At 50.4% G+C, this 12,378-nt stretch carries 12 protein-coding genes; 11 read left to right on the forward strand and 1 reads right to left on the reverse strand.

Features of this window, described 5'->3' with window-relative positions:
- Position 1: 1 nt before the first annotated feature.
- The 4 genes from purM to purD are packed head-to-tail and all read left to right on the forward strand — an operon-like array spanning position 2 to position 4,363.
- Entirely contained in the window at positions 2-1,024 is a 1,023-nt protein-coding gene (gene purM, locus J4760_RS00705) for a phosphoribosylformylglycinamidine cyclo-ligase (protein WP_145284955.1), read from the forward strand.
- Positions 1,014-1,601 (forward strand): phosphoribosylglycinamide formyltransferase, encoded by a 588-nt coding sequence (gene purN / locus J4760_RS00710; protein WP_186365446.1) that lies wholly within the window; start codon positions 1,014-1,016, stop codon positions 1,599-1,601. The genes purM and purN overlap by 11 nt, the downstream gene beginning before the upstream one ends.
- A complete protein-coding gene (purH, locus tag J4760_RS00715) occupies positions 1,582-3,060 on the forward strand; it encodes a bifunctional phosphoribosylaminoimidazolecarboxamide formyltransferase/IMP cyclohydrolase (protein WP_237604476.1) in 1,479 nt (492 codons plus the stop codon). Before purN ends, purH begins: the two co-directional genes overlap by 20 nt.
- Before the next feature lie 58 nt (positions 3,061-3,118).
- Positions 3,119-4,363 carry a phosphoribosylamine--glycine ligase gene (gene purD / locus J4760_RS00720; RefSeq protein ID WP_145284960.1) on the forward strand — a complete coding sequence of 415 codons (1,245 nt, stop codon included), beginning with the start codon at positions 3,119-3,121 and terminating at the stop codon, positions 4,361-4,363.
- A 54-nt stretch (positions 4,364-4,417) separates the two neighbouring features.
- Here the strand turns inward: purD and J4760_RS00725 are convergent, their stop codons facing one another.
- On the reverse strand, positions 4,418-4,708 hold the full coding sequence (locus J4760_RS00725) for a hypothetical protein (protein ID WP_145284963.1): 291 nt from the start codon (positions 4,706-4,708) through the stop codon (positions 4,418-4,420).
- A 191-nt stretch (positions 4,709-4,899) separates the two neighbouring features.
- Here J4760_RS00725 and auxA point away from each other — a divergent pair, with 191 nt between their 5' ends.
- The 7 genes from auxA (at position 4,900) to J4760_RS00760 (ending at position 12,318) form a co-directional block, all read left to right on the forward strand.
- The gene (gene auxA / locus J4760_RS00730; RefSeq protein ID WP_237604477.1) at positions 4,900-6,114 is read left to right on the forward strand and encodes a lipoteichoic acid stability factor AuxA; all 1,215 of its coding nucleotides are present in this window, start codon (positions 4,900-4,902) and stop codon (positions 6,112-6,114) included.
- Positions 6,115-6,117: 3 nt separating this feature from the next.
- Positions 6,118-7,023 (forward strand): formimidoylglutamase, encoded by a 906-nt coding sequence (gene hutG / locus J4760_RS00735; RefSeq protein WP_237604478.1) that lies wholly within the window; start codon positions 6,118-6,120, stop codon positions 7,021-7,023.
- Positions 7,020-8,198 (forward strand): class I SAM-dependent rRNA methyltransferase, encoded by a 1,179-nt coding sequence (locus J4760_RS00740; RefSeq protein ID WP_237604479.1) that lies wholly within the window; start codon positions 7,020-7,022, stop codon positions 8,196-8,198. The genes hutG and J4760_RS00740 overlap by 4 nt, the downstream gene beginning before the upstream one ends.
- A 77-nt stretch (positions 8,199-8,275) precedes the next feature.
- On the forward strand, positions 8,276-8,731 hold the full coding sequence (locus J4760_RS00745; RefSeq protein ID WP_145284975.1) for a hypothetical protein: 456 nt from the start codon (positions 8,276-8,278) through the stop codon (positions 8,729-8,731).
- A gap of 220 nt (positions 8,732-8,951) precedes the next feature.
- Entirely contained in the window at positions 8,952-9,218 is a 267-nt protein-coding gene (locus tag J4760_RS00750; RefSeq protein WP_145284977.1) for a phosphocarrier protein HPr, read from the forward strand.
- Complete coding sequence (gene ptsP / locus J4760_RS00755; RefSeq protein ID WP_237604480.1) at positions 9,218-10,945, forward strand: phosphoenolpyruvate--protein phosphotransferase; 1,728 nt, start codon at positions 9,218-9,220, stop codon at positions 10,943-10,945. The genes J4760_RS00750 and ptsP overlap by 1 nt, the downstream gene beginning before the upstream one ends.
- Before the next feature lie 77 nt (positions 10,946-11,022).
- Positions 11,023-12,318 (forward strand): MFS transporter, encoded by a 1,296-nt coding sequence (locus J4760_RS00760; protein ID WP_237604481.1) that lies wholly within the window; start codon positions 11,023-11,025, stop codon positions 12,316-12,318.
- The last annotated feature ends 60 nt before the right edge of the window (positions 12,319-12,378 follow it).

A 12,378-nucleotide genomic window follows, 5' to 3' on the forward strand; every position in this document is an offset into this window, starting at 1 on the left:
CATGTCAGAACAATATAGAGATGCCGGTGTCGATATAGAAGCAGGATACCAGGCAGTCAACCAGATCAGGACGCATGTCAAGCGCACGATGCGCAAGGAAGTCATCGGTGGACTCGGCGGCTTTGGTGCCGCATTCGATCTGTCGAAGCTGAACATGAAATCCCCTGTGCTCGTCTCCGGGACGGATGGTGTCGGTACGAAGCTGAAACTCGCCATCGATCATGACCGTCATACGACGATCGGCATTGATGCTGTCGCAATGTGCGTCAACGATATTCTGACGACAGGCGCAGAACCGCTCTATTTTCTGGATTATATTGCCGTCAACAGAGTCGTTCCGAAGCACATTGCCGATATCGTCGAAGGGGTAGCGACCGGCTGTGAAGCTGCAGGCTGTGCACTGATCGGCGGTGAGACGGCCGAAATGGGTGATATGTACGGCCATGGTGAATATGATATTGCCGGCTTCAGTGTCGGTGCTGTGGAGAAGACGAAGTACATCGATGGCTCACATGCCAAACCGGGCGACCGTATCATCGGCCTGCCTTCAAGCGGCATCCATTCCAATGGCTACAGTCTGGTCAGGAAATGGCTGGATAACTATTCTGTTGATGTTGAAGATGATCTTGATGGTACACCAATCATCGATCTGCTGATGGCACCGACACGCATCTATGTAAAAAGCGTGCTTAAAGTCATCGACCGTATCGACGTCAAAGCGATGAGCCATATTACAGGGGGCGGCTTCATTGAAAATATACCGCGTGCATTCCCGGCGGATGTCGGCATCGATATCGATGTTTCCGGCGTCAAAGTGCCGAAAGTCATCGAATGGCTGATATCACTCGGTGAAATGGACCGGAATGAAGCCTATAACGTATTCAACATGGGTATCGGCTTCATACTGTGTGTCGATCCGGAAGATGTTGATGAGACATTGGAGATTCTGCAGTCGGCTGGAGAATCCCCTGAACTGATCGGCCAGGTGACCGAAGGAAGCGGTCTTAAGATCCATGGCTATTAGAGTGGCTGTACTCGCTTCAGGTGGCGGTACCAACTTTGAAAATCTGGCACGTCATGCGTCTGGGATCGGTATGGAGATTGCCGTACTGATCTCGGATAAGCATGATGCCTTCGCCATTACGCGGGCACAGAATCTCGGCATTCCGCATCACGTACATAGCCGCAAGGACTTCGACCAGAAAGCGGCGCATGAAGCGGCGATACTCGAAACACTGGCGGCACACGATGTTTCCTACGTACTGCTGGCAGGGTTCATGCGCATCCTGTCACCGCAGTTCATCGAGACCTATGATCGCCGCATCATCAATCTGCATCCCTCGCTCCTGCCAAGCTTCAAAGGACGCGACGGCATCCGGGATGCCTATGAATACGGGGTGAAGGTGACGGGTGTGACCATCCATTATGTCGATGCCGGCATCGATACAGGAGAGATCATTGCACAAGTGCCGGTTCTGATCGAAGCAGGGGATACATTGGAAGATGTTGAAAAAAAGATCCATGCGGTGGAGTATGCACTCTATCCCGCAGCAATAAAAAAAGTTTTGAAGGAGAGAGACGATGAAGAAGGCACTCATTAGCGTTTCCGATAAGAGAGGACTGGAGCCGTTTGTACGTGGACTGGCGCGCAACGACTTTGAAATCTATTCCACAGGCGGTACATTGAAAGTCATCGAATCATTTGGTGTGAAGGTGCAGAATGTCAGTGATCTGACAGGATTTGAGGAAATACTCGACGGACGCGTGAAGACGCTCCATCCTGCAGTCCATGGGGGCATTCTGGCAGACCGTGACAACAAGGACCATATGGCGGCACTGGATACACAGGGCATTTCAACCATCGACCTTGTCGCTGTCAACCTCTACCCGTTCAAGGAGACGGTGGCAAAAGAAGATGTTTCGGAATCTGAAGCGGTCGAGAATATCGATATCGGCGGACCGACGATGCTCCGTGCGGCTGCGAAAAACTTCAAGCATGTCACGACCATCGTCTCTCCTGAAGACTACGGCGAGATCATTCAGCGCATCGAATCGAATACGCTTGATGAGGCCTATCGCCGTTCATTGATGGTCAAGGTTTTCCGTCATACGAACGACTACGACCAGGCGATTGTCAACCACTTCAGCCAGGCTGAAGAGACGCTGCGCTATGGTGAGAATCCGCATCAGGCGGCACGTCTCGTCCGGACGACCGAAGATCGCAATACGATACTGAACGCGGATGTCCTTCACGGCAAGGCACTGTCCTACAACAACATCCGCGACGCGGATGCTGCGTTCCAGCTGGCCAAGAAGTTCACGATGCCGGTTGCGGTTGCAGTGAAGCATATGAATCCGTGTGGTGTCGGCACAGGCGAAACCATCTCGGAAGCATTCAAGAATGCACACGAAGCGGACAGCCAGTCCATCTTCGGCGGCATCGTTGCACTGAACAAGCCGGTCAATCGTGAGACGGCCGAACAGCTGCATTCCATCTTCCTTGAAGTCATCATTGCGCCTTCCTATGACGAGGCGGCGCTCGAGATCCTGACGCAGAAGAAGAATATCCGTCTGCTTGAAGCGGACTATCATGAAGACGCGCATGCCGAGGAGTTTGTCAGCGTATCCGGTGGCTATCTCGTCCAGACGCAGGATACCGGCGCACTCGATGAATCCGATATTAAAGTCGTTACCGAAAACAAGCCGTCACGCGATCAGATGGCTGCCATGGCGCTTGCATGGGAAGTATCGAAGCATGTAAAAAGCAATGCGATCGTGCTGGCGAATGAAAAGCAGACCGTCGGTATCGGTGCCGGCCAGATGAACCGGGTCGGTGCACTCGAGATTGCCATCAACCGTGCACTCGAACTCGGAGAAAACGTCGTCATGGCGAGTGATGGCTTCTTCCCGATGCCGGACAGTGTTGAACTGGCGCACGAGAATGGCATCCGGGCAGTCATCCAGCCGGGCGGATCGAAACGCGATCAGGAATCCATCGATTTCTGCAACGAAAATGGCATGTCGATGGTGTTTACAGGCATGAGGCATTTCAAGCACTAGAGATATGAGCCGGAGAGATCCGGCTATTTTATTTTTGAAAATGAAGGGAGCAGTCAAGATGAATGTTGCAGTAATCGGCGGCGGGGGCAGGGAGCATGCCCTGGCGAGAAAACTCGCGCAGTCCGATCGTATTGAAACGGTCTATGCAATTCCTGGAAATGATGGCATGCGCGATGTCGCGGAAGTCGTCCCTGAAATCGGGGAGACCGACTTCGAGAAGATAGCAGCACTATGCACCAGCAAGCAGGTGGCGTGGGTGGTCGTCGGACCGGAAGCGCCGCTCAGCGAGGGCATTGCAGACTACCTTGAAGGACGGGGCATCAAAGTTTTCGGTCCGAGAAAAGAGGAGGCGAAGATCGAATCCTCGAAAGCCTTCACTAAAGATATCATGGAGAAGTATGATATACCGACTGCACGATATAAGGCATTTACAGATTATGACGCTGCGTACAGCTACATAGAATCCGTCGGCGCACCGATCGTTCTGAAAAAGGATGGACTGGCTGCCGGCAAGGGTGTCATCGTGGCGACCGATATGGACGAGGCGCTTGCAGGGCTTGACGCCCTGATGGCGGATTCCGATGCACCGATCGTCATCGAGGAGTTTCTGGAAGGGGAGGAGTTTTCCCTGATGGTACTCGTCAATGGCGACTACACGCATTCATTCGAAATCATCGCGCAGGACCATAAGCGTGCATTCGATAATGATGAAGGGCCGAATACCGGCGGCATGGGGGCATATGCGCCGGTCAGGCATATTCCTGAAAGTGTGAGACAGGAAGCAGTGGACCAGATCGTGGGGCCGATGGCTCGAGCCATGGTCTCTGAAGGGCTGGACTACTTCGGGGTACTGTATCTCGGCGCCATCGTCACGGACAAAGGGGTCAAGACCATCGAGTTCAATGCGCGCTTCGGCGATCCGGAAGCACAGATCCTCCTATCCCTGATGGAGGATGATCTTGTTGACGTACTTGAGAAGGTGGACAGGAAAGAGGCGTTCACGCTGACGTTTTCGCCCCGCTACCAGGTCGGCGTCATGCTGGCGAGCGCCGGCTATCCGGGTTCCTATGACAAGGGGCATACCATCGATTTTGAAGCAGTACGCGAGAAAAGCTTCGTCAGCGGGCTCAAGCAGGAGAATGAGGGTTGGGTGACGGCTGGCGGCAGGGTACTGCTTGTGACAGGCGAGGGCGAAACGATAGAATCAGCAATCGATTCGGCCTACCACAACGTCGATCAGGTGAAATTCAACGAAGGCGAAGTTTTCATCCGCCGGGATATCGGCCGTCACGCTCTGAAATAATTGAACGGATCAACAAAAAATGCGTTGCCAGAAAAACTGGCAACGCATTTTCCATTATTCGAATGAATCCTGAATTTCCTCTTCGGTCTTTTCAGAACCGGACGCATCGCTTTCCTTATCCTTGCCCTTGTCGACTTTTCTGTCTGCTTCAGTATCGATATCTTCTGCTGGATTTTCTTTAGTACGTGCTTCCTTTGCTGCATCCTTCATGTCGGACTGCTTGTCTTTGCTGTTGTTGTCACCATCTCGATCCGCTTCGGTATCCATGCCTTCCTGCGGATTTTCCTTCGTTGGTGCGTTCTGTTCCTGTGTCTTTTCTTCTTGTTCTTTATCGTTGAAATTCACTTCAAATCACTCCTGTTATAACTGTTTTGATATCACATATTATTATTTCTTATCTGCTGTTAGTTGAGAAATACCCCGCACTTTGGACCATTAAACAAAATAAAGGATATTTATTTTTGATGAAAAGGGGATTCGGTGCATTCAACCACTAAATCCTCTATAATGGGAAGGGATATTGAGGTGAAATGAAAATGAAATGGTTGAAACAGCAAAGTGAAGTGATCATAAGCATTCTTCTCGGAGTGTTTTTTGTCATATCAGGATTGTTCATCCTGTTCAACACAGGCAGGATCAGAGGAGAGGCATTGGAAATTTCCAGGATCGAAACGTTCTTCGATCTGTTCAATGCGTTCTTTGTGGAAGTCATCAATATACTCGGCATCGTCATCGGCGGTTTTCCGATCATCGCCGGCATTCTGCTCATCCTGTTTGGAGCCGGCATGTTCAAGGTGGCGCAGCTCATCCGGCGGACGACGGAATTCGATACAGGTCTTTCTCTTTTCTTTCTTGGTCTTTCGTTCGTCCTGTTCCTGGTGACGACATTACTGATGTTCCAGGTGTACGGCTGGTTTGCACTGTTCTTCATGCTTGCCTTCATTGTCCATATGCTCTACAGCATCTTCAACGAGCATCTGGATCCGAGGCACCGCAAGGAGCACTATATGGTCATCCTGTTCTTCTATGGACTGGCCTACTTCTTTACGCAGAATGCAGTGTACTCGAATATAGAAACGACACTGTCACCGACTGATGTCCTGTCGATCGACATGTTCTTTGCGATCATCTGGGTGCTGTCACTGATGGCGCTATGGGTGGGTGTATTCCTGTCGAAATCGAAAAACCTGCTTAAGAAACCGAAGAAGGGGGATGCGGCGACGCTTTCCAGACAACACAAGCGGCGCAGGCTGCATCCGGATGAATATCTCAAATTTTCAAAACATCTCTACGATATGCGCAGTGGACTGCTGCACAAAGTGAAGACGTTCATGGAAGTCGAGTTTCCATCATGGCTCAGGCCGAACTATATCGAGCTGCTGCTCGGTGCACTCGTTCTGATCTTCATCCTGATCGAGTTCAATAACAGGCAGGGTGTCTTTACGGAAGGGTATTTCAATCTGTCGGACATGCAGTATATATACGAATGGGTGAACTTGTTCCTATCCTTGGCACTTGCGGTCGCCTATCTATTTACAACATTCTTCAACATGACCCAGAACAGGTTCTACAACAGGCAGATGATCTTCATCACCGCCCTATGGCTCAAAGTGACGGTCAGCCTGTATATTACGGTATTCAAGGATGTGGAGCTGTCGCTCTTCATACTGCCGTTCAATATTCTTCTCGTCCTGCTGACAACACCGCTTCTGATCATCAGCATATTCAAGGAATTCGATAAGGGGAGATAGGTTATGAAGAAAATTGAACATCACGACTACTCGGGCAGGGTGGATGACCCCGCCGTCAAGGAGCGGCTCCACCAGGTCATAGAAAAGTGGGATGCCAGTACGCCTGCAGGTGCACCGGTATTCATCGGCTTTCGTTCGGAAGAAGGGGTGAAGCGGAATAAAGGCCGCCCTGGTGCCTACGATGGCCCGGTCGCTGTACGGCAGAAAATCGCATCGATGCCCTACGAAAAACCGGTATTCGACTACGGCAGCATTATCGGGGATGAAGAACTGGAAGCATCACAGGCGGCCCTTGGACAAAGCGTGGCCGAAGTGCTGTCGAATGATCAGTTTCCGCTCATCATCGGTGGCGGACATGAAACGCTGTATGGGCACTACCTTGGAGTACGGCAGGCATTTCCGGATAGTAGGCTCGCTGTCGTCAACTTCGATGCACACTTTGACCTCAGGGATGAGCGGCCGTCATCGGGAACGATGTTCCATCAGATCCTCTCCGGTGACCCGAATGTCGACTACTACGTTTTCGGAATCCAGGCTTCCGGGAACACACGGACACTGTTTGAGACGGCAGACCGTTTCGGCGTCAAGTATGCATCGATGAATGAAGTGCGGCAGACGGATGTCTATACCCGGGCACTTCGGTCGCTCAGGGAATATGATGCAGTATTTGCGACGCTGTGCATGGACTCCGTCCAGCAGAGTGTGGCGCCGGGCACGAGTGCACCTGCGCAGAACGGCTATACGTCCCAGGAAATCCATGATATGGTTGCACAGCTTGCCAAACTCCGGAATCTGACAAGCTTCGACATCAGCGAGGTGGCACCTGCACTTGATATCGATGACCGGACGAGCAGTCTGGCAGCAAGCCTATTCCATAGTTTCATGACAGAAAGGGAGACATTCCAATGAATACGATACAATTGAAAAAAGGCCATGAACGGCCATACATGAATGGTCAGCTGAATATCGACAGAGATGACCTGAGTGATGATACTTTTCTGAAGGACGGTGAGATCGTCAGGGTCGAAGATCCATTCGGCAAGCTGATCGGCATCGCCATGCTGAGCTTCGAGCAGAAGACAAGAGGCTGGATACTGACCCATGATGAGCAGGAGACGATTGATGATACATTCATCGTAAAGCGCATCAGGGAGGCGGTGGAGAAGCGGACACCGCTGTACAACCAGGCAGATACGACCGCCTTCCGTCTATTCAATGAAATCGGTGATGGCATCGGCGGACTCACTGTCGACAATTATGATGACCATCTGCTCATCACTTTCTACTCCCGCGGCATCTACAAGATCCGTGATCTCATCATCAAGACACTGATGGTCGAACTCAACCCGGATTCCATCACGGAGCAGACGCGATTCAGCGATCAGGGCAAAATGGAAGTGAAGAATCGCCAAGTGACAGGCAATGTCGAGTTTCCGATCACTGTGCTCGAGTCAGGCGTGACCTACAGCGTGCATCTCGACGAAGGTCCGATGACCCGGCTGTTCCTGGATCAGCGGGAGACACGTAAAGCACTGGAGCAGAATCCATATCATGCAAAGTCCTTCCTTAATATGTTTGCCTACAGCGGGACATTTTCCATTGCGGCGCGTAAGGGCGGCATGATGACGACAAGTGTCGATCTGGCAAAGCGGAGCCGCGAGCTGATTACAGAAAACTTCAATGCAAACAACCTGTCCACCGATGGACAGAACATCTATATAATGGAAGCATTCGAATATCTGGGCTATGCGGCAAGAAACAGGCATCACTTCGACGTAATACTGATGGATCCGCCAAGCTTTGCCCGTTCCGGAAAGAAAGTATTCAAAGTCGAACGCGACTTTCCAAAGCTGATCAGGGCAGCGCTCGAAATACTGAAACCGGATGGGCATCTGATACTTAGCCAGAACCTCGAAAGCGCTACGCTGAACCAGTTCAAAAAGCAGATCGACAGGACGCTTGCAGAAGCGGGACGGTCGTATACGCTTACTGATGTCAAAGGACTGCCGAAAGACTTTCCGACAGTGAAGGGCTATAGGAACGGCAAGTACCTCAAAGTGGTCACTGTACAGATCCACGGCTAGAAATCTGATTATCATCAGGTGACAATGGGTATACTTAAACGACAACACTCAAATTCTAATACAAAGGAGTTTTGGCAATGGGTGCCCAACCGCTCACTGAAAATGAAATACAGATGAAGGAACAGGAAGCGCGCGAAATGGTCAACAAGAAAGCATTGTATTCCTCGATTGCCGCTGTGCTGCCGATTCCACTGCTTGATATTGGTACGGACATGAAGCTGATGAAAGACATCAGACAAGAGGCGGAAAAGATTTTCGAACTCGACCACAGCCAGGTGAATGAACTTTCCGATGACCTGATGAACCGGGCGCTTGTCATGGCGACAAGCATGGGCAGCGAATTCATCGGCCGCAACGCATCCAAGGTTCTATTCAAAGGTGCAGCGAAAAATTCCAAGGTGGCCAAGTTCGGAATTGCCCCGCTCGCAACGAATGCACTTGGTGCAGGAGTCAGCTATATGCTGATGAAGAAGCTCGGACATGACTATGTGGACAGATGTGCAGAAGCAGCCAGAAACCAGACAGTTTCATAAATGATGCCCTTTCGGACAGCTGTTCCGAAAGGGTCTTTTATTTCTCGCTGATGTACATGCATGTGTCCGAAATGTGTCCCGGATGGGCCGGATGGTGAAAAAGTTTACGCCATGATTGATGGTGGTATATTAGAATATCGTTGGCATACATGGTATAATATTGCTAAACATGTGTGCTTATCATGTAATATTATAACGCATTCAAAAGGAGACTAACGCAATGGAACAAAAATCTTATCTCATTACAGACGAAACAGGAATTCACGCAAGACCAGCAACAATTCTCGTACAGACAGCATCCAAATATGATGCTGACATCCAGCTCGAATACAACAGTAAAAAGGTGAATCTGAAATCCATCATGGGCGTTATGTCACTTGGTGTAGGCAAGGACTCTGAAGTGACGGTCTATGCTGAAGGCAAAGATGAAACTGAGGCTATTGAAGCGATTACTGAAACACTGTCCAAAGAAGGATTGACCGACTGATGTCTGAAATTCTTAAAGGGATTGGTGCGAGTGACGGTGTAGCCATTGCACCGGTATACTCTCTGGAAGAGCCGGATCTGTCTTTTGACAGCAAATCCATCGATGCCGGTCAGGAAGACGCTGAAGTGGAACGCTTCAAAGCCGCTTTCAACCAGTCCAAAGTCGAAATTACACGAATCAGAAACCATGCGGAGGAATCGGTAGGTCCTGAACATGCGGCCATTTTCGATGCACACCTGCTTGTGCTCGACGATCCGGAGTTCCTTGGACCGATTGAATCCCATATCCGCGATGACCAGAAGAGTGCGCCTCAGGCACTTCTGGAAACGAGGGACCAGTTCGTTGCCATTTTTGAGAACATGGACAACGATTATATGAAAGAGCGCGCGGCAGACATCAAGGACGTTTCGAAGCGTGTGCTCGCGCACATGCTCGGGAAGGAACTTCCGGATCCAAGCAAGATCGATACACCGGTCGTCATTGTAGCCGAAGACCTGACGCCTTCCGATACGGCACAGCTTGATAAGAATTTTGTCAAGGGCTTTGTGACGAATATCGGCGGAAGGACTTCACACTCTGCGATCATGTCCCGTTCCCTTGAAATTCCGGCTGTTGTCGGTACAAAGGATATTACGTCACATGCGAATGCTGGTGACCACATCATCGTTGATGGCAGTGCGGGTGAAGTCATCGTCAACCCGACGGAAGAGGAAGTACTTGTCTATAAGGATAAGGAAGCGAAAGTCCAGGAAGAGAGGGCAGAGCTTCAGAAGCTTGTGGATGAACCGAGCAAGACGATGGATGGCATCTCAGTCGAGCTTGCTGCCAATATCGGCACACCGGATGATCTTGACGGTGTCAAATCCAATGGTGCCGAAGGCATCGGCCTCTACCGTACTGAATTCCTCTATATGGGCAGAAACGAGCTACCTACAGAAGATGAACAGTATGAAGCCTACAAGAAAGTACTGAAGGATATGGGCGACAAGCCGGTTGTTGTACGTACAATCGATATCGGTGGAGATAAGGAACTGCCTTACATGGATCTCCCTAAAGAAATGAATCCATTCCTCGGATACCGTGCGATACGCATGGCACTGGATAATCAGGAGCTGTTCAGAACCCAGTTGCGTGCACTGCTGCGTGCATCCCAGCACGGCAATCTGAAAATCATGTTCCCGATGATCGCAACAATCGATGAATTCAACCGTGCGAAAGCAATGCTGATAGAAGAGAAGGATAAGCTGACTGATGAAGGAGAGAAGGTCAAGGAAGATATCGAAGTCGGTATCATGATCGAGATTCCTTCAGCTGCAATCATTGCAGACCAGTTTGCAAAAGTGGTCGATTTCTTCTCGATCGGTACAAACGATCTGATCCAGTATACAATGGCTGCGGACCGTATGAACGAATCTGTCAGCTATCTCTACCAGCCGTACCACCCGGCGCTCCTCAGACTGATCAAGATGGTCATCGATGCAGCGCATAAAGAAGGCAAATGGGCCGGCATGTGCGGAGAGATGGCAGGAGATGCGCATGCAGTGCCGTTGCTCGTCGGTCTCGGTCTGGATGAATTCTCCATGAGCGCTTCTTCCGTTCTGAAAGCGCGCAAGCAGATTTCGGAACTCAAGAAGACCGACATGGAACGTCTGGCACAGGCGGCAGTCGAATGCAGCAGCACTGAAGAAGTGCTTGCACTTGTAGAAGAATATACGCAGAGAGCATAGTCTGGAACACGCATGGTACACCACCATGCGTGTTTTTCTTGTTATAATGACAGAAAAAGAGCAGAGGAGAACTACCGATGAATCAGACTGCACGTCGACCGCTTGAGCTTTATCTCACCTTGCCGATCCTTGCTTTTGCATTCTACGACTTTGCAAACACCATCTTCAGTGCCAATATCGTCACGCTGTTTTTCCCGCAGTATATTACAGAAACAGTAGGTACAAACCCCAGGCTTGAACAGATTGCTTCCACCATCATCGCCTATGCCAATGCACTGGCTGCCGTACTGCTTGTTGCATTTGCGCCACTCTACGGGGTAACGATGGACCGTACCGGCAGACGCAAGAAGTATGTTGTCATCTTTACACTGCTATGTGTATCGGCTGCCATCGGCATGGGGATATTCGGAGGGATGGATACTGCCCGGTGGTTCGGCCTGCCGAACGGCTTTGTGCTTGCAGTGCTGCTATTCGTCTTTGCAAAATTTGCATTCAACTCCGGCAATGTCTTCTATGATGCGATGCTTTCCGGGCTCGGCAACAAGAAGGAGATCCCGCTCATTTCGGGCTACGGTGTCGCACTCGGATACATGGGGACATTGTTCGGCATATTCTCCGTTCTGCTTCTGATCGGGGACCGGGCTGTCCATCATACATTCTGGCTGTCCGGCGTCCTGTTTCTTATATTCTCACTGCCGCTTTTCTTCATCAATAAGGATCAGCCGCAACAGACAAAGCCAAGACAGCAATTTCTGAAAGGATATAAGGATATCTACCAGACTTTCAGGGAGGCACGCTCTTATCCCTCCATATTCTATTTCATGATTGCCTACTTCTTTATAAACGATGCGCTGGCGACAGCAATCGCCATGATGCAGCCCTATGCAACGACGGTCGTCGGTTTTGAAGCAGGCACTTTCCTCATCATCTTCATGGTTGCAACACTGTTCAGCATCGTCGGCGCCATAATATTCAGCTTCATCAATAGGAATATCGGCTCCAAGAAGACATTCACCATTGTTGCGCTGCTGCTTGCCCTTGCTGTGGCGATTGCAGCCCTGCCCCTGCCGATGTGGACGTTCTGGATTGCAGCTGCACTTTTCGGAATCGCAATGGGATCCACCTGGGTGGTCAGCAGGACAATGATCATCGAACTCGCGCCGGAAGGGAAGGAAGGGCAGTTTTTCGGACTGTTTGCCTTCAGTGCGAAGATGAGTGCCATCGTGGGGCCGTTCATCTATGGATCGATTACACTTGCCATGGCGGACTATGGCACGCTTGCCTCACGCATGGCCATTACAAGCCTGATCATCATGGTCATAATCGGTCTCATATTCCATCTTAGAGTAAGAGATCAAAAATACACGGTTTAATTCTTTGTAATTGAGGGCAAAATAGGGTAGAATAAGGAAACAGTATGATAATTATTTCAC

The organism is Salinicoccus sp. ID82-1 (assembly GCF_021991715.1).
Lineage (GTDB): Bacteria > Bacillota > Bacilli > Staphylococcales > Salinicoccaceae > Salinicoccus > Salinicoccus cyprini.

Bases quoted from the DNA above. Each gene is read 5' to 3' on its own strand.
- purM (WP_145284955.1), top strand. From the start codon at position 2: ATGTCAGAACAATATAGAGATGCCGGTGTCGATATAGAAGCAGGATAC.
- purN (WP_186365446.1), top strand. From the start codon at position 1,014: ATGGCTATTAGAGTGGCTGTACTCGCTTCAGGTGGCGGTACCAACTTT.
- purH (WP_237604476.1), top strand. From the start codon at position 1,582: ATGAAGAAGGCACTCATTAGCGTTTCCGATAAGAGAGGACTGGAGCCG.
- purD (WP_145284960.1), top strand. From the start codon at position 3,119: ATGAATGTTGCAGTAATCGGCGGCGGGGGCAGGGAGCATGCCCTGGCG.
- auxA (WP_237604477.1), top strand. From the start codon at position 4,900: ATGAAATGGTTGAAACAGCAAAGTGAAGTGATCATAAGCATTCTTCTC.
- hutG (WP_237604478.1), top strand. From the start codon at position 6,118: ATGAAGAAAATTGAACATCACGACTACTCGGGCAGGGTGGATGACCCC.
- J4760_RS00740 (WP_237604479.1), top strand. From the start codon at position 7,020: ATGAATACGATACAATTGAAAAAAGGCCATGAACGGCCATACATGAAT.
- J4760_RS00745 (WP_145284975.1), top strand. From the start codon at position 8,276: ATGGGTGCCCAACCGCTCACTGAAAATGAAATACAGATGAAGGAACAG.
- J4760_RS00750 (WP_145284977.1), top strand. From the start codon at position 8,952: ATGGAACAAAAATCTTATCTCATTACAGACGAAACAGGAATTCACGCA.
- ptsP (WP_237604480.1), top strand. From the start codon at position 9,218: ATGTCTGAAATTCTTAAAGGGATTGGTGCGAGTGACGGTGTAGCCATT.
- J4760_RS00760 (WP_237604481.1), top strand. From the start codon at position 11,023: ATGAATCAGACTGCACGTCGACCGCTTGAGCTTTATCTCACCTTGCCG.